Annotated in this window: 12 protein-coding genes and 2 pseudogenes; 3 read left to right on the top strand and 11 right to left on the bottom strand. The window is 43.6% G+C overall.

The features are described 5' to 3' along the window. The 3 genes and pseudogenes from LZG71_RS29895 to LZG71_RS29885 all read right to left on the bottom strand — a co-directional run. A pseudogene (locus LZG71_RS29895) lies at positions 1-1,220 on the bottom strand (hypothetical protein); the annotation flags it as partial. 255 nt (positions 1,221-1,475) lie between these two features. Beyond that, the gene (locus tag LZG71_RS29890; RefSeq protein WP_233826885.1) at positions 1,476-4,802 is read right to left on the bottom strand and encodes a T9SS type A sorting domain-containing protein; all 3,327 of its coding nucleotides are present in this window, start codon (positions 4,800-4,802) and stop codon (positions 1,476-1,478) included. Between the two features lie 76 nt (positions 4,803-4,878). Next, positions 4,879-5,511, bottom strand: coding sequence for a response regulator transcription factor (locus tag LZG71_RS29885; RefSeq protein WP_233826883.1), 633 nt, complete (start codon positions 5,509-5,511; stop codon positions 4,879-4,881). Positions 5,512-5,738: 227 nt separating this feature from the next. On the opposite strand from LZG71_RS29885, the gene LZG71_RS29880 reads away from it, so the two are divergent. After that, entirely contained in the window at positions 5,739-6,383 is a 645-nt protein-coding gene (locus LZG71_RS29880; protein WP_233826881.1) for a response regulator transcription factor, read from the top strand. A 282-nt stretch (positions 6,384-6,665) separates the two neighbouring features. Then, entirely contained in the window at positions 6,666-6,818 is a 153-nt protein-coding gene (locus LZG71_RS29875) for a hypothetical protein (protein ID WP_233826879.1), read from the top strand. Between the two features lie 523 nt (positions 6,819-7,341). Here LZG71_RS29875 and LZG71_RS29870 read toward each other — a convergent pair. Beyond that, a complete protein-coding gene (locus LZG71_RS29870) occupies positions 7,342-9,984 on the bottom strand; it encodes an ABC transporter permease (protein WP_233826877.1) in 2,643 nt (880 codons plus the stop codon). Then, entirely contained in the window at positions 9,981-10,307 is a 327-nt protein-coding gene (locus LZG71_RS29865; protein ID WP_233826875.1) for a PadR family transcriptional regulator, read from the bottom strand. Before LZG71_RS29865 ends, LZG71_RS29870 begins: the two co-directional genes overlap by 4 nt. A gap of 321 nt (positions 10,308-10,628) precedes the next feature. Here LZG71_RS29865 and LZG71_RS29860 point away from each other — a divergent pair, with 321 nt between their 5' ends. Continuing rightward, positions 10,629-11,360 carry an energy transducer TonB gene (locus LZG71_RS29860; protein WP_233826873.1) on the top strand — a complete coding sequence of 244 codons (732 nt, stop codon included), beginning with the start codon at positions 10,629-10,631 and terminating at the stop codon, positions 11,358-11,360. 43 nt (positions 11,361-11,403) lie between these two features. Here the strand turns inward: LZG71_RS29860 and LZG71_RS29855 are convergent, their stop codons facing one another. From LZG71_RS29855 to LZG71_RS29830, 6 genes and pseudogenes are all read right to left on the bottom strand, one after another. Next, on the bottom strand, positions 11,404-12,510 hold the full coding sequence (locus LZG71_RS29855) for a dienelactone hydrolase family protein (RefSeq protein WP_233826871.1): 1,107 nt from the start codon (positions 12,508-12,510) through the stop codon (positions 11,404-11,406). A gap of 208 nt (positions 12,511-12,718) precedes the next feature. Further along, complete coding sequence (locus LZG71_RS29850) at positions 12,719-15,151, bottom strand: TonB-dependent receptor (RefSeq protein WP_233826869.1); 2,433 nt, start codon at positions 15,149-15,151, stop codon at positions 12,719-12,721. A 150-nt stretch (positions 15,152-15,301) separates the two neighbouring features. Beyond that, positions 15,302-16,432 (bottom strand): energy transducer TonB, encoded by a 1,131-nt coding sequence (locus LZG71_RS29845; protein ID WP_233826867.1) that lies wholly within the window; start codon positions 16,430-16,432, stop codon positions 15,302-15,304. Continuing rightward, positions 16,429-16,812 (bottom strand): BlaI/MecI/CopY family transcriptional regulator, encoded by a 384-nt coding sequence (locus LZG71_RS29840; RefSeq protein WP_233826866.1) that lies wholly within the window; start codon positions 16,810-16,812, stop codon positions 16,429-16,431. Before LZG71_RS29840 ends, LZG71_RS29845 begins: the two co-directional genes overlap by 4 nt. 156 nt (positions 16,813-16,968) lie before the next feature. Beyond that, a complete protein-coding gene (locus LZG71_RS29835; RefSeq protein WP_233826865.1) occupies positions 16,969-17,787 on the bottom strand; it encodes an AraC family transcriptional regulator in 819 nt (272 codons plus the stop codon). 82 nt (positions 17,788-17,869) lie between these two features. After that, positions 17,870-18,334: pseudogene (locus LZG71_RS29830) on the bottom strand (oxidoreductase); the annotation flags it as partial.

Here is an 18,334-nt window from a genome sequence, read left to right as displayed (position 1 = left end):
CCACTTCGTTCAATTTCAAATCTGTCACTGTTGGTCTCCGAAGACGTAGTCCAATTCAGAGAAACTGCTGATTCCTTTTTTCTTGCAGTAAAACTCACAAGTGTCACAGGAAGAGCAGCACAGTCAGATGTTGTAAAATTCTCTGTAACAGTGCCGACACAACCATTGGCATCGGTAATCGTAACCTGGTAGCTGCCTGTCGTGGTGATCGAAGGAGTAGCCGAATTGGCTCCCGAAGTTATGACACCTCCATTGGATGCAGACCAAACATAATTCACTGCACCCTGCGCACCTGTAAGCGTCGTTGACAGTGTAACCGGAGATCCACAGGTAATGGAAATATCTGGTGTTAAAGGCTGACGAACCGTGAGCGTAACTGGCTTCGGATCTGAGAGAACCGTACAACCCGCCCATCTTTCACGAACATAAAATGTTGTGGTGGAATTCACAAATGGTGTAGTGAAAGAACTGGTATAAGGCGATCCTGTGTGGTTGGCATCCGTTTGCAACACAGTCGTGCCATCCGAAGCGTACCAAATCACATCAATGGGCTTAGCCGCCAAAGCATTATACTGACCTGTGAAGGTAGCAGTTCCACCAGGAGCACAAACGAACTGTTCAGCACTGGTTACAACAGGTCCTGGTTTTACGGCGACATCATAAATGAAAGTTCTTTTATTCAATGCGGCTCCAATACCCAAATAACTGATTTGCAAAGACCGGGCACCCAAAGCAGATGTAACGGGTATTGCAATACGTGCAAGCGAATTGGCTCCTACGGTTACAAGGAAAGACAAATTGGCCGCTGTAACAGAACTACTCGCCGTGCCCGTTGCATTGGTACCCGAATACGGAGTGAAAGTAGTTCCGCCCAGAGATCCCCAGTCAAAGATGTTGGCGGTTGGCACACCAAATAAAACAATGATTGAATCACCTTGGTTGGCAACGTTGTCAAAAGATACCCGTAATGTGGCTAACCCAATTCCATTTACGGTCAGGGTCGCTGCTGTGGTAGTATTCCCGTCCGAAAGATCATATGCCAAAGCAGGATTCGTAACAGAACTTAAAAGCGGAATGCTAGCGGAAGTATGGGTAGTTGCCTGGATACATTGACCATGAGATCTTACATTTAATAAAGCAGTCACAACGAAAAGCAAAAAGCAACGGACGCACCAATAACCAGGGGTCGTGAAATTCAGAGAACATAATTTGGTTTTCATAGAAGTAGATGTTTAAAGTGTTATCATATATTGTTTAAGTTTGAAAAAGTGTTAGGAAAGAGGAATGGCAATACGGCAATTGTCGACCAACAAAAGCGGATTTCACTTTTGGTTGTCTCTGTTGTAATGAAAAAGGTTAGGAATAGTACACAGTGGCTAATTCTGCTATGGTGAGGGCTGGCCAATTATTGTGTGTATAGTGTAACTGTTTGTTGTGTATTCAGGCTGGATCATCACCCAGCCTGAATAATTCATTTAATTTTTCACAACGGTTCTTGAAATTTTTTCACCGTTTTTCAATGTGATTGTCAATATATATGTACCTGAATTAAACCTGGATACATTGATACTTGGTTTAATCACACCAGTGTTTTCATACACAGCGTTACCTGTGGTGGCATATAAAACAATCTTTTGAATCTGGTTAAAATCCACGTTATCGATATGTAACTCAGAAGTGGCGGGATTTGGGTACATTCTTAAATTTACTCCCTCGAATGAAACCGAACGTATTTTACTATACGCAAAACTTTGATCCTGATCCACCATTTTCAAACGGTAATAATTGGTAGTCTGTGCAGGAGTTGCATCTGTAAAATTGTATTCAGTAAGCGCATCCTTATTTTCTTTGGCCGACACTTTCCCTATCACGTTCCAGGTGCGTGCATCTGTGCTTCGTTCTACATCAAAATAAGAACTGTTAGTTTCCGATGAAGTAGCCCAGCTTATTCTCACTTGCGATTCGGACTTTGTCACTTCAAAGTTTATCAAAGTTACCGGCAATGCCCCAGTCCAGCTAACGGTATAGGTTGCCGGACTAGGATCGTCAACATTTGCAGCATCTACGTAGGCATAGTTGAAGCTCACAGAGGTATAACCGGTTCCCGTAAGCACAATTGTAAGAAGTGCTGGATTGGCAATTGTTTGACCAACAGTTACCGGAGTGCCATTATAATTTAAAACACCGTTGGCAGGCAAGCTCGTAATAATCACTCCTGTTGGGTTTGTGACAGTTCCGGTTGCTCCACTGTAAGTACCATCTTCAGGATCACTTCCTGACAATAGCGGCGGGTTTGTGCCAACTCCGTTTAGTGTCAACACATCATTTGTTGCCGGCTGCGGAATTGTTGTTGTATGCTCGTCACTTTGCGGCTGTAGCTCAATGCCAAAATTCGCATTGGTATTGCTCGCTCCTACTGTTATTGTAAGGGAACCATTTGTAGTTCCATCGCCACCCGTATTGTCGCAGCAATCTTCTCCAACAGTTTCCCAACCGCCCGTTCCAGTTCCTGCGAATGGAGAGGTAGCATTGGCAACTGAATTAGTACCTAACACCACAGTGTAAGTGGTACCGATTGTAGTATTTACAAACTCATAGGCGCCATCGGCAGCCACGGGAATGGTTGAGACCAAAGTTGCCCCATCGTACAAGCTCACATAAAGCGGAGTTGTTCCGGCCATGTTTATTGGCGTACCGTTAACCTGAGAGTCATTCAGCCCATTTGCATCATGAAAAACATTTCCACAAATAGAAGGATTAATTGTTGCGCTTGTAACGCCATTGGTGCAATTGGTGGTATTAGCAAAACGTACATACACCGTATAAGCCCCCGTTGCAAGATTTGCAAACGATGTTGTTGCTTGCCATGTAGTCCCGTCAACGCTATATTCATAGTCTGCACTGAGAGGAGAAGTGACTGTGATGGAACCTTGTCCACTGGTGCAGCTTCCATTTTCAACCACGATGGTTGGAGTTGGTGGAGCCAGCGAGAAACTGATATCGTCTATGGCCAGGTCATTGCCATTTCCTCCAATACCGTTATTGCTGATAACCAAATCTATATCCGAAGAAGAACCTCCTATGAAATCAAAACCATATTTTTGCCAGGTGCCAGGTTCGGTGTTACTTGCAAGATCACCTGTATTATAAACGCCCAAAATGGCTTGTGTAGCATGGTCCAAAATGGTAAAAGTTACATTGGGATTTACCGAAGCCGAAGCCGTCAAATTTACGATCCATGCAGAAAAACTATAATTGGCACCTGATATTACTCCAGTAAAATGGCGGCGGAAAAATTCTCCTTTGTCGTAACCTGCATTTACAGCATACATGTATCCCAATGCTCCGTCTGACGGAGTATGGTCTACAATTCCTGCCGCTCCGTCCCATGTATTGAAATCAGGATTGGCACGGTTTACAATTTTATAGTGTCCGTCTTCACCCGGTGCATTGCCAGTTAAGTAGTGATAGGTCGTTTGCCCGTCTACCGGACTTCCATAACTTCCCACAGCTCCTGTTCCGAACGTCTCAAGGTATGCGTTGGCACAATCCGTGGTCATATTAAAGGGGTTAATCTCCCCTGTTTGGAACACTACATGGACCACTTCGCCCGCTGCCACCGTGACGATAGCACTACGTGTACCAACGTTGACGGAAGAATTGGCACTTGGATCATAAACTGTAATTTTCTGTAAGCTCCATCCTCCTGGTACAGTTTCTGTAATGGTATAAGTACCAGGTGCCACAGGGATTAACTGTGAATTTCCCGCAGCAGGTGCTGTCCGTACTCTTTCATCATCAATATATGTGGCTACAGTGCCGTCAAAACCACGGGAAAAAATATTATAAAATGGATACGGACCATTGTCATTGTTCCATCCACCGCTATTCATGGTAAGCCATAATGAATTACCTACCCCACCAGTAAGGTTGCTTCCGTCAAAGGAGCCCAGTTCTCTTACCCAAGCGGTGCCTGAGGAAAATTTATGTACATACCAGCCAAACGGAGCTGAGTCGGTATAGGCGGTAGCATAAATTTCCCCGTTCTCGTTCACGGCCAAATCTCTGTAATATTCGGTAGATCCTCCCGGGTTACCTAAATTTGAAACAGCAAGTGCCGGGGTTATTTCCCTGATCGTTCTTGTGGTTCCATTACTGGCTCCAACGTAAACGTTTCCATTCGAAGGGTTTACATCTATCCTATATAAAGAATTTCCAGAAATGGTACTATAAGTGTTCCACGAAGTCCCGGAACCGCTATACTTATATACTATCGAACCGTTATTAACAATATAAGGAGTTGCTGTCCATCCACTGCCTATATCTGCGGAGGAAGAAGAAAATTGTCCTGTCGCAGATATTTGAGTGGCGGAGCCAGATCCCGTATAAGAAAAACCGGTTCCGGATGTATTGATGTAAAAGCAGGTGCCGTTGGGTCCACCATCCACCCTGCGTACGCCGGTAATACTCGTTTTTATCCAATTGGGGCTAAGCGCATCACGATAGTATAATTCATTGGCATCACTTACAGCCCATAAACGGCCATTTTGTGATGCACCAATGTCATTCAAAATGGTTTGCGTAGGATCATCATTCAGTGTAAAAGAGGGTATAGCTGTGCTGCCTCCACTTACCGTGTAGGTAATTGGAGGGCTACCTGCTTCATTTAATGTTTTCGAGTGCACATAGATATAGCCCTGAGCTATTGCTAGCGACCCCATCGACATGGCTAACGATATTAGTAAAAGGCTGAGCAGTATTTTACTTTTCTTAAACTTAATGTTGTGTGTAGTAGTTTTCATTTTCTAAAATTGTCTTTTGAGGCAAACTAAATTGTTGGTTGATAAATAATTGAATTAATTGGTAATGGTATTGGCCCTAGAACTCCGGCATAGAATCTTTCAACTCCAACAAGCTCGTTATTCCCAGCTTTTTGAAGATGTTCTTTTTGATCGTACTTACGGTTGAAGTTTTCCTGTTTAGTTTTAGCGAAATAGAGGTGACTGAATTTCCTTCCATTAAGAGATTGCCAATCTGATATTCCCTTGGTGTCAACTTGCTTGCACTCTTAACAGAACCTTTATTCCTGGCAGGAAACCAATGGGACAGCATGACATCCAGAATTTCATTACTGATATACTTCTTACCAATTTGAACGTCTGAAATGCAATTCAGTAGCTCGTCCATTCCAGATGACTTTGTGATATACCCTGTAACTCCGGATTTAAAATAGAGCGATAATTTTGCAAAATCCGGACAGTCATCGTAGACAATGACCCTGGTACTTTTATTTGTCCGTATGTATTGTGTAATAAAATCACACTGACTATTAATAGTCTCAGTAGTAGCTCCGACTATAAATAAATCCGGCTTTACATTTTGACTGACATGATGAAAACTGCAAAAACTGGTGGATTCGAGTACGGTGGTATCATTAAAATTGCTTCTAATAAAAAGATCCAAGCCAGACCTAACAATTGGAAACTGGTCAATAACTGCAATAGTGGACATAGTATAAGTGATGAAGAGTCAAACAATAGCTAGCTTACCTGGGGATATCCACTCCGGACACCGATAGATTAATCGTAAATTCGATAGTGCAAATTACCGTTGTTGGATATCGTAATACAATTATCCAATGCTAGTATTTTGCTACTACGAAATATCAAAAAAATACTATGATTATAGTATTTTTTAAGGCAAACATATGTGATACTTTTGTGGAAAATTACACTTCTATGAATAAAACCAACAATAGTTCTGCAGTCAAAGTGATGCTCATTGATGACCATGCACTGGTAGCTGAAGGATTCAGAGAATTATTACTTAAAATTTTGCCACCAGAATCAACAGTTGATATTTTTTCGTCTACTGAACGTGCCACAAAGGGTCTTGAGATCGAAAATTATACCATCGTTATCACGGATCTGATTATCCCCGGACAGAATGTTTTAAACTTTATTGCTACCTGCCGAAAAGCCTACGAAGGAATTATTATTTTGGTCATTAGCAGTGTGGTAGATGCAAACAGCATCAAGTCATGCCTGGCAGCCGGTGCCAATGGTTATTTGAGTAAAGCAGTTACTTCTAACGAAATTATTCTTGCTTTGGAATACACCTTTGACGGAAAAAGGTTCATAAGCGGCGACCTTACGGGCAGACTTACGGACAGCATCTTATTTACTGGAAATTCCGGTTTAACCAAAAAAGAAATGGAGGTTTTACGCCTTGTAGCTGCCGGCAATAAAACAAAAAAGGTAGCAGAGATTCTTTTTGTGAGCCCGATCACCATCATGGCTCATAAGAGAAACATTATGAGAAAGCTGAATCTCCACTCCTCTACGGAATTGGTTAAATATGTGTATGAAAATAATCTGATCTGAATCGGATTTTTGAACGAAACTTGTAAAAGATAGACATGCTACCTACTATATAACTTTCGTTTTGCCACGAAGTCGCAAAGACAACAAATCGTGGATTTTCTTTGTGACTTCGTTGCATGGTGGCATCTTTTTAGTCGAACCCATTCTTGAAGTTATTTCAACCGAAACATTAGCGCTTTATCGGGATCGGGATACTTTATGAGGACAAGCAGTTAAGTGAAACTTTTATAACTTAACACTTGTGTCTGGAGAAGAAGAGTATTTGATAAGTAGTTCAAACTGATGAGCGTTGAACTGAACGATCCGCCGCGCAGCAGCAGCACAGACCTTGGTGTCTTGGCAAAAGAATTGGACATTCCACCAGCGAGGCTATACCGCTGGCGTAGAGATTTTATGCGAAATGGAATGGCAATTTCCCCGGCAATGGAAAGGTAATTTTTGAGCGAAACGGAACAAGAATTAACCTGGCAGGAGCATTTTTACAACTCAGATTACCCCGCAAAAATAGCGTACTGCCGATAAAAACTTTCTGTGGAGGCTATCCTTCAGCGCTGTTTGCCGTGGGCAGTTGCGATTGTTCCCAAACGGACCAGTGTAAGTGAAATGATTCTTGTTTTCATAATGAGCAAATGTTTATTTCCGCGACCTTGGAGGTTATCACTAAATAAAGAGCGGCAAAGACGGCCAAAAATATGCTGGCCAATACAACTATTGCGGTGCCTTCTCACGTTATCCCCTATTTTAAACCATCCCCTCAATTTTCCAATCAGGCGAAAGAATTACATCTGGCAGAGGCCTGAAAGTCTGATATAGAACGATTTAATCCCTGGCCAGACGACCAGGGATTTTTATTTGCCATGTTCATTAAACTGAACGATATCAATGGAGTAGCTGTGTAAGCCGTAACGCTTGATCAGAGTTACCAGAAATTAGCTGACTTATTTCGGGATCTACTTAATCACTCATTGTGCAGACTCTTTACAGGATTCAAAAGCGCCGACTTGATTGCCTGATAACTGACAGTCAGAAGTGTGATGACAAGGGCTCCCAGGATTGCAGCAGCAAAAATCCACCACGAAAGAGCGGTTCGGTAGCTGTATTGTTCAAGCCAGTCATGCATCAGGTAGTAGGCTATCGGTGCAGCTACCACACAGGAGATCAGCACCAGAACAAGGAAATCCCTTGAGAGCATCTGCCATAAATGAGCCACAGAAGCGCCCAGGACTTTACGGATTCCGATCTCTTTCTGACGCTGTTCTGCAAGAAATGATGCCAAGCCAAACAGCCCCAGGCAACTGATAATAATAGCCAAAGATGCAAAAGTTGAAGAGAGTTGACCAATGCGCTCTTCCGCGCGAAACTTGTAGTCATATTCATCACTGGCAAATTTGTATTCGAAAGGACTTCCCGGATTGTGTTTCTTAAATACGGTTTCAAGCTTTGCAATTGCGTCCCGGGTACTTACCGCAGCATTGAGCCTGATGTGAATAAATGAGGCCCAGTCTTCCCGCAACATAAAAACGGTGGGTTCGATAGGCATAAACGGAGATCCGGTAACAACATCGCCAATGACACCGACAACGGTATACTTCTCACCGTTCCATTGGACACGCGCGCCAACAGGTTCTTTTAGTCCCATAAACTTTACCGCACTTTCATTGAGCACCATTCCAAGACTGTCCGTCGCGTATTCTTTCGAGAAGTCACGACCTTGTTTAATATGCCAATTCACTGTTTGACCATACTCGTGGGTGATCCCTACCGTACCCAGATCGCCCAGTTGGTTTGGATCTTTACCTTCCCAATTAAAACTGGCATCCCTGCTCCACACCTCAGAAGTTGGACTGGAAGATTTCGTCATGTTTACCACAGCTCCTGTTTGAAACAGGTCCCGGGCAAGTGCGTCAGAGTCTTTGCGCAGGTCGGGCGTGTTCATCGCCACCGATAATAATCCGGCACGATCGAAGCCAACAGGCCTGTCTTTGGCATACTGGATCTGGCGCAGTACAACCAGTGTTCCAATCACAAGGGTAATTGATACGGTAAATTGTACAATTACAAGGGTTTGACGCGGCAAGGTGGCATAACGACCCGCCTGTAATCGTAAGGAGGAACCAGCCGCCTTAAGAACTTTAACAGGACGAAAAGCGGACAGATACAGCGCAGGATAGCTGCCAGCTAAAAGGCCCGTTACAAGCGTGAAGCCAAGACCAAAAAGCCAGCTTCTGCCATCTGTCCATGGAAAAGCTATTTGTTTGTCCGCAACCTGGTTAAACCATGGCAAAAACAGTTGTACCAGTATCAGGGCGAGTAAGAATGCAAATACGGCCACCAAAATAGATTCAGTATAAAACTGGGCGATCAGCTGGCTTCGCAAAGAACCTACTGCCTTGCGAACACCTACCTCTTTGGCACGCTTTTGCGACCGGGCCGTAGACAGGTTCATAAAGTTGATGCAGGCCAAAAGAAGAACGAAAGCTCCGATAATACCAAATAACCAAACGAACTGTATCCTTCCGCGAACGGGCACTCCATTTTCCCATTCGGAATACAAGTGCCAACGGTTCATCGGATGAAGAAAGGCCTTCGGGTCAAATCTGGCTTCTTCTTTGGCATGCCGTGCCTTAATTTTTTCAATCTTAGCGCTCACCTGATCAAAGCCCGTGTTTGGAGCAAGCTGGACCAGCAGCAGAAAGGAATTGTTCCCCCAATTATTTTCTGATCGTTTTACCCATGGTTTTTCCTGCAAAAAGTATTTCCAGGGTAGCAAAAACGATACATCCTTAAACTCTGTATTGTTTGGTAAGTCTTCATATATCCCTGTCACCTTAAAGTAGTTTTTGTTATCCACCTTCATGGTTTGATTGATCGGATCCTGATCACCAAAAAGCGCTTCGGCAACCGACTCTGAAAGCAGCGCAGAAGTAGGATTATCAAGACCGGCAGCTGTGCCTTTAACAATCCGAAGCGACATCATAGTGGGAAAGTCGGGCTCTACCCAGTTGCCCTTCCTGGAAATTTTCTTGTCCCCCACCGCCAGGATATGGTCTTCTGTTCTGGATGACGATGCCATATGAGTGAATTCCGCCGCATGTTCATTTTGTAGCGCCGCCCTCATGGGAAGAGGTGTAGCCGGAGTAGTACTCGTGTTTCCGTTATATGTTTGATGCTGCATCACCCGCGCAATGCGATCATAATGCTGGTGATATTTGTTGAATGAGAGCTCGTCCCACATCCAAAGACCGATGAGTATGGCAGTGGTCATACCAACAGAAAGACCGACAATGTTGATTGCGGAATAAGTACGGTTTTTGACAAGGTTGCGAAAGGCGATCTTGATGTAGTTTTGTAGCATATCTGTATGGCTAGGGTTTGGATACTGACTCGGTTTGCTCTTCATAAGCGATGGCCGCATTAAGCTGCTTACGTCCTTTATGTAGCGCCACCTGGCGCGGCGTAGGCCCAAGGTCTTTACCCGCTGCTCAAATAATTCATGCAGGTCACCTTCCAGTTCGTTCGCCAAACGCGCCGGACAAACACTTTTCAGCAGTAGCGTCGCCCATCGAGGCGGCATTTCGTGTTTTGGTTTGGATCGGTTCATGACCAGGCTATTTTTGGAATGTTATCCCACATTTGGTTACGAAGCTGCCTGATTTCTTCCAGCGCCCGGCGCCCCAATGCTGTCACCAGGTAGAGTCTTTTACTCCTCCCACCCCGCTCACCGGTCGCTCCGCCCATTTCGGATTTGACCAGTCCTTTTTCTTCAAGCCGGTGCAGGGCAGTATGCACCGCACCCAGATTTACAGAACGATCTAACTGTTGTTCAATTTCATTGACCACAGCTGCTCCATACGCATCGCCTGTCCGGATTGCAACGGCCAGCAACACCACTTCTTCAAATTCACCCAGGTAAGTTCCCTTCATAACACCAGCATTAGATATGTAAATGTCAAACAAATACTTTGCCAGTGCCTAAAAAGTGACTACAATACTGTTAGCGAAGTATTTACATTGAAAAATTGTTCACCAGCGTACAAAACAGTGTTCGATATTGAACACCATTGAAGAGCAATTCAATAAAAGGATTAGCAGTCCGAAGGACATTACCCAAGAGCCGAAAGCGCTTTCAGTAACGGTAGGTATCTCACCTTATTCAGGATAAGGTCAGCGACTTTTCGAACCAGATCGCTATCTTACTTTTTAATTATGTAACTGCTAATTTTACCTTACCCTTCAAAATTCGCTATGAATAGATTTTTAACACTTTTGATATTTATGAGTTTCTATGGCCTTTCAGCCACCTTTGCTCAGGAAGATACGATCCGGGTTTTCTACGATCAAAACTGGAAAGTAATCTCAGATTCCGCCAAAGCGGCGTTTCATAGAGTGGCGTATAACAATGAGAACGGATTCTGGCAGGTTTCCGACTACTATCGCAGCGGACAGTTGCAGATGACCGGCACTTATCAGGACAAGCAGATGACTCGCAAACACGGACCTTTTGAATACTACTATCCAGATGGACAAGTTAAGTCAAAGTCCATGTTTATGAATGGAAGTAAGGTAGACGAAGAAATTAGCTACTACAAAAACGGACAGATTGATTTTTATCTGCGTTATGATAATTCCAGCAAGCAGATTGAAGCCAGATACTTCAAGGAAGATGGATCCGAAAGTGTCCTTGTTAATGCAGAGTTTCCTGGCGGTGTCAGCGAGATGTACCGCTTTCTGAAAGAGAATATCGGTTATCCCAGAGGTCTGAGAAAACAAGGAATGGAAGGAAAAGTACTTCTCAATTTTTCCGTCGATACGGATGGAAGTCTGTACAACATTTCCGTTTTGGCTTCTCCGCATGACTTGATGTCCAGCGAAGCAGTCCGGGTGGTAAAAGATATGCCCAAATGGAAACCTGCCCAGAGAGATGGTGTGCCAGTGAGAGTCAACTATAATCTGCCTATTGTATTCAACTTGCAGTAATGAGAAACTGATAAAAATAAAAATCAGGCCGAATTATTTCCGGTTATTTTCCCCCACCACTGTCGCCTTTCAGATACCTGTTAAAATGCCGGATGGTTTGTGAGGAAATAATACTGTAAACTTCTGAAAGGGAGCATTTGCCAGAGGTTCTGACAACCAAGGGCAAAGAAGAAAAGTCCTGATGCCCGGCAGAATCAATTTTAATTACATTTTTCTCACCACTGACCTTGCTCAAAAAGTTATAGGTAGAATCTCTGTTTGCCTTCCCGGGTTCAGGGTTGCTCTCCAACCGTAAGTAAGGAATAGACAAGGTTGCATTTTTGAAATCCTTTGTGTTGACTGTGTAATTGAAATCCATATCCTCTGACTTCGAGTAGCCATAATGATGTACTTCTGAGCCATCCAGGGAAACGATTGCGCGTATGTCTTTCCGAGCCATTGCCAGCAGTACTGCGGCCATCCCACCCCAGCTATAACCTAGCAAGCCGATCCTCGTCGTGTCTATCCCGCTTTCCTGTTTCAACCGGTTCAAAATCTTCCCGGCATCCATAACCTGCTGGATCAAATCTGCATTTTTCATCGTCATATCGCCAGGATAACGACCTATGGAATTCACGCAGGCAACGATATAACCCTCGCGGGCAAGCGATTCAAAGAGAAGATAATTCTCGTAACCCATCGAACCAAAACTTGACAGGTAAAGGATTAACGGAAACTTTTTCGACGATGGTTTGGCCTGATCAAATGTAGCGGTAGGATGCTGCAAAAGAAGATCAGGCTGGGAGCAGGCGAAGGCGTCACAAAATGACCTTCCTATGGTAATGGGCAAACTATCGAACTTCTGCGGAGCACTGTAGAAATTAGCCCGTTCTTGCAGCAAGTTCAGGAAATAACCAAACCGCAGCGTGGTATCAGAAGCGCCCGGGTGAGCGGGGTACCACAAATCCACATCAATTGGCCGAAAATACAAAGGATCGCTTTGCTCAACATTTGGTCTGTAAGTTCTTGAACTGTCTACAAAAGACATAACCCGGTAGCCTACCTGATAAGACGGTGTTTTGACGGATGATTCCTGCCTGCCACCATTCTCGGAACCACAACCAGCCAGAATAAATAGAAATAACAGAGGAAGGTTGAAGATTTTCAGCATACAGGTTTTTATTGGGTGGTATCACATCTTATAATCAGCACTGAAAAATATTCCTCAGCAGTTAGCCTTGACGTAGACTGAGATTTTATCACCTGCTGTATGTTAAGAAACTTTACGCGGAAAAGATTACCACTTGTTGCGACAGACTGCAACATATTAAGAAACGGCCCAAATCTGTTCCCCTCACTCTCTTGCAATTTCGGGTCGATCAATTCTCTCTGATATCACTTCTGCGTTTTTCATCTGCCGCGGCATCGCTCGTTTTGGTTTTACTGATCTGTCCACCGAAACTATAGGTAAAATTCAGTCTGATCGTTCTGGTTTCGTATTTGTTCTCCCAAATCTGCCGAAGTACTGGTGATTGTTGCAAATACTTGTTTTTGTAGGTGTTAAAAATGTCTGTCACATTTAAGGCTATTGTTGCCCGTTTATCGAACAGTGATTGCCTGATTCCGGTAGTCAATGTAAAGTAAGCCTCTGTTGTTATATTACGCTCCTGTGATTTTCCGCGGTATCTGAAAAGGACCAGCCACGACAGCTGTTTGCTAAGTGAAAAGCTGTTATAGGTATCAAAATTAAACGATGTTATGCCACTTACCGCTTTATCATTGTCTGCCATGCGATATGACAATTTCCTCATGGTGATATTGGTGCTTGTATACCACCAGGATTTTATTTGTTTGTTGTATGCTGTAACAAGGCTGTAAGTCTGGGTGTGTCTGTTGTTAACAGGACGGATCACTGTGCTGTCCCCTGCCGCGTTCTGAAACGCAAAGTAGGTAAAATCCCGAAAATCTATCCCATAGTTGAGCGTTACAAATAACGCATTCTTTAATGCATACGTACCTGAACCAGTGTAAGATGACGCGGGTCGCAGTTTCGGATTGCCTTCAACAAAGTTGTTGGCATTAACAATCCGCAACAGCGGGTTCATATTCTCGTAGGTCGGCCTATTAATTTTTTTATCGGCACTGAGAATGATGCTTTGGTTAGCTGTGAGCTTGTAATTTGCAAATAATGTTGGAAAGAGTTGCACGTAATTTTGCCTGAATCGCTGGTTTGATTGCTCCTGATTGCCTTTATTCCAGGTCCATTCGGTCCTGACGCCGACCTGATAAGACATTTTTGTCAGATCTCTGTGATAGGTGGCATATAAGGCATGGATGCTCTCCGTATAACGATACAGGTCATTTTGAGCATTGTTCGGCACCATTTCACTGCCCAGCATTTCGTACAGCCGGTTTTGGTTCCCGGTTGTTACATGACTGGACTTAAAGCCGGTTTCCAGTTGGGCCTTGTTTTTGAGTGGAAAAGTCAGATCCGCTTTGGCAGAGTACACTTTAAATGCGTTGTTCTGATCAAAGAAAGTGCGTCTGTGTTCCTGCCCGGTTTGAGTAAAAATCCGCTCTGTATTGTACTGGTCCGAGTTGTTGTTATTGCTGTAATAATCCAGATCAACCACCAGTTCCTTCCCAAGGGTATCCATCTGATGAAGCAAATGAAGGCCCGCTGAAAAATTGTTCATTTTCGTATTTACCCTGTTGTCGAAATTTCCGGTCACATCATGCTTTGTGAGCGTGGTGGTTTCAGAAAAAGCATCCTTTTTAAATAATTGTAATGCATTCGTAACAGCAAACGAAAGCGTTGTCTTTTTACTTAAATACAGATCGATTCCAACGTTGGGCGTAATATTATTAGCCTTCCGCACGCTGTGAATTAAAGATTCTGAGCCATCCGAAAATGAAGCTGGTGGCTCTGTGGACGTTGCCACAAGGGAATTGTTTACGAAGTACTTATTGAAATTATAATCTGAATTCAGGAGCAGATTGTACTTACTGGTTTTGAAATTGAGATTGATCCCGCCATTATATTTCCCGTATTTCCCATATCCTGTGCCACCATAAATATTACCTCTTAGCCCCTCCCGGGTGCCCCTCCTTCTGACTATATTGATAATCCCACCGCTGGCAGAAGCATCGTATTTCGAAGACGGCCGGGCGATGAGCTCTACCCTTTCAATTGAGCTGGCCGACATCCCTCGCAACAGTCCTGCCAAAGCGTCAACAGACAACGGTGTCTGCTTGCCGTCAATGTATATACGCACAATTCGCCCATTTAAACTGATCAGATTATCCGGCGTAACCTGTACACCCGGCAGGCGGTCCATTACTTCCATCAGGGATGATCCGCCGGTAAGCTTATCGCTCAGGTTGATCAAAATCTTGTCAGCCCGCTGTTCTATGAATGGCTTCTGACCCGATATAGTAACCGCAGACAGGGTTTCTGCCGAAGCTATTAGCTTTAAGGCACCCAGCTGAAGATCCTGTCCGGTAACCTCTGTATCAACCTCGATACTAAACCGCTCGTAACCAAGCATCATAATTTCAAGCCTATAACTCCCTTGTGGAACATTGGCAATCACAAAGCTGCCGTTCATTTCGCTCAATGCCGTTTTAACAACAACGGAATCAGTTTTAGTCTTCAAAACGATTGCAGCAAATGGAAGCGGTTGTTGATTTGAATCAGTGACTGCGCCAAAAATTCTACTCACGCCCTTATTCTGAGCCATTACAAAACCAGATAAAACAATGATAAAAAGCAGGGGCAGTATTAGTCTGATGTAACCCTTAGGTGATTTCATGAAAAAGCTGTTTAATCGGAAAATATATTTTCCAACCAAAAGTATAACTTATAATTTAGTTATAAAACTATTTTAAAGTTTATCTCAGCTTATTTATTAGTTATAAGTATAATTTGTTTTCTGTACTGATTTTATCTACTTAAATATCAACTAATTAACCCTTCTCTCATAACCTAATTTTATCTCATACCCTACACGTACCGGTTGACTGTTTTGGTAACCAGGTGACCATTTTGGTGAGTTACTGATAATCCTGACAGCTTCCCGGCTCAGGTTGGTATTCGGACTTTCCTTCACTTTTGCCTCAACAACTTTACCCTCTGAGTCGACAATGAAATGCACCAAAACTTTACCTTTATCATGATGCGCCTTGAAAATTTCTGACTCAAGAACGGCTTCAAACAAATAGCTCTGAAAACCTTCCAATCCGCCTGGGAATACCGGAGAAATAATCGTCGACTCACCAACTGTTATCGCTTTTGCCGCGCTTTTGTAGAATCCAGAAAATGAGCTCAGGCAAAATAACAATGGGATCAATAGAACATATTTTAAAAGTCGTGCTCTGGAGCAGGCATGCCTGCTTAACATAGATATCCGCCATTTGAGCATGTGCCTGTCAGCAAGAAACTGATTGGTCATTCCTGGCGCATCGGGCGTTGCCCTGCCAAGGAGTATAAGTGCGTATTGATGTCGATCGCCGAAGTGAGTGGCCGTCAGCTGATCTGCTAAAAATTCGTGAACCCTTTTAATACTCATCTGATAAAGATAAACAGCCGGGTTGAACCAGACAACGACTGCCAAAACTTCAAAGAACAGGATATCCAGACTATGCCATTGCTTTATATGTACGTCTTCGTGGTAATTGATAACTTCGTAGTTGCCCGCTTTTGGATCAATTACTTTGTATTTAAAGAACGAGAATGCAGCATTGCTTGTAGGCCTTTTAATTCTGTTTCTGATAGCGTACAACCTTAAAATGAGCCCGCTAAATTTCAGCAAGACCCCCAGAAAATAGATCCGCCAAAGCCAGTCAGAGAATTGCATACCCCGGATTTGATTTGAAATGTTTGGTATTGTTTCTGTCCGGATAACCAGGTCAAGTGGAATATCGGAAGAAAACTGAGGGCTGATGGGGATTGCGGGAATACAGAATGAAAGTACTGCAAGTAAGATCAGGGAAATTCTATTGAGCGTGAAGTACACCTCATTTGCAAGAAACCCTTTGTAAAATCCGTAGCCTGCAATCAGGAGAAGATTGGCGGTGATAAAATATGTTGTCATTTTCCGGTCTGCTGGTTTTTAAGTCTGTGAAGCATTTCTTCAATTTCCTTAACGTCCTCTTTGGGAACTGCATGTTCATCCATGAAAAAAGAAAACAGCTTTTGCACGGAGTTATCAAAGTAATTGCCCATTAGTTTGACAAGCCGATACCGCTTATACTCTTCTCTGGAAATCAATGGATAGTAGCGGTGACTTTTCCCAAATGCATCATATCCCACGAGCCCTTTGGCTTCTAACACCCGCATGATCGTCGACACAGAGCTTTGCACGGGCTTGGGCTCCGGCATGTGTTCAACCATTTCTTTAACAAAAGCCTTTTGCATTTTCCACAACACCTGCATAAGCTGCTCCTCTGCTTTTGTAAGATCTTTTGTTTTCATCACTTTCTGATTAAGAATACTCAAAACTAAATAACTAGTTGAGCAAATCATAATAATCTCTCCCGCAATTCAATAGTTTGTTTCACGACGCTGGACAGACATCCATTCAAATCCAATCCAGGTATTTAAACTAAGGCGGACTTGATTGAGGCTATCTTACTCGCTGACCGACTGACCAATTAGTTTGGTCGGCGCATAACCAAAATGCTTTTTGAAAGCATATGAGAAGTGCGATAAGTTCTCAAAACCTACCTCGTAGCAGACCTCAATGGGTTTCTTTCTTTTTTCAACAAATTGGTAATGGGCCAGTTCCAGGCGCTTTCTTGTAAGCCACCGCTGCGGTGTAACATTGAAGGCTCTGGTGAAGTCTCTCTTGAATGTTGTGAGGCTACGACCAGTAAGATAGCTGAACTTTCCCAGCGGCAGGTTAAACATAAAGTTCTTTTCCATGTAGTCTGCCAGATCAATCTTACCGGGGTCTTTAAAGTTGGCCAGAACATGATCTATGTCTTTGTCGATCACCCGCAGAATGCTGACTGCCTCTCTGATTTTTAAAGAAGCAATATCTTCAGGCAATTCCTCTAATTCAAAGTAGGGAATCAGCGAAGCCAAGCAGCTTTCCAGCAAAGGATGGGCACTGAACGTATAAATCCTTTTAGACTCAGAAGCAACAGTGCTCATCACACGATCAGCATAAAAATCCCGAAGACGTTCTGTGGTCAGATGCATCACCACGGTCTTGTGCGGTTTGCCGTCTTTCGGATAGTTGATAATCGTAGCTAACTGGTTACGGGGTATCAGGAAAATATCACCCGCCTTAAAAATATATGTGGCATCTGCCTGCACAATTTTCGTTTCGCCCGAAATGAACCATATCAGCATGTGATGCTCGAACATGATATCCGACTTAAAAAACCTGTCTTCGTAACAGGAAAGTTTAATGTCTTCGGTTATGTATTTAGCCTGGTAGTCCATGGTCAACTCTTAATCTTAAAACCTCTTACAAGATATCATTTACGGCCTTCACACAATCTCTCAAACTGATATTTTTATAACATCACCCAATGTTAAATCTTATTCCGGTTACCTCCTCTGTCCATTGCCAAAGTAGTCCTGCATTTGCCTGGTCAAGCGAATAGCTTTTCACCCCACCTGACGTTCCCTTATCATCCGCCAGTACTGCAATGTCGCCATCTTCACAATACACCCCTCCAATACCTTCCAACATTGGACTCGTGGCACACCAGACAGTGGTGGCGGCACCCTGAGGAACCGTTTTTAAGGAAGCGGCTACTTCCGGCAGCATCTGACCATCAGCATCTACAAAGCCCATTTCCTGAAACAATTCCAGGGGCGCCTCTCTACCTAGTTCCGTTCCGCCGATTGAACCCGGGTGAAGGCTATACGCTCTTACGCCAAAAGCCCTGCCTCGGTTGTCGAGTTCAAGCGCGAATAAATTGCTGGCAGTTTTTGATTGTCCATAAGCCAGGAGCGTTTCGTATTCACGTTTAGAGAAATTCGG

This window comes from Dyadobacter sp. CY312 (assembly GCF_021390535.1).
GTDB lineage: Bacteria > Bacteroidota > Bacteroidia > Cytophagales > Spirosomataceae > Dyadobacter.
This window is presented reverse-complemented; position numbering and strand designations above follow the sequence as displayed.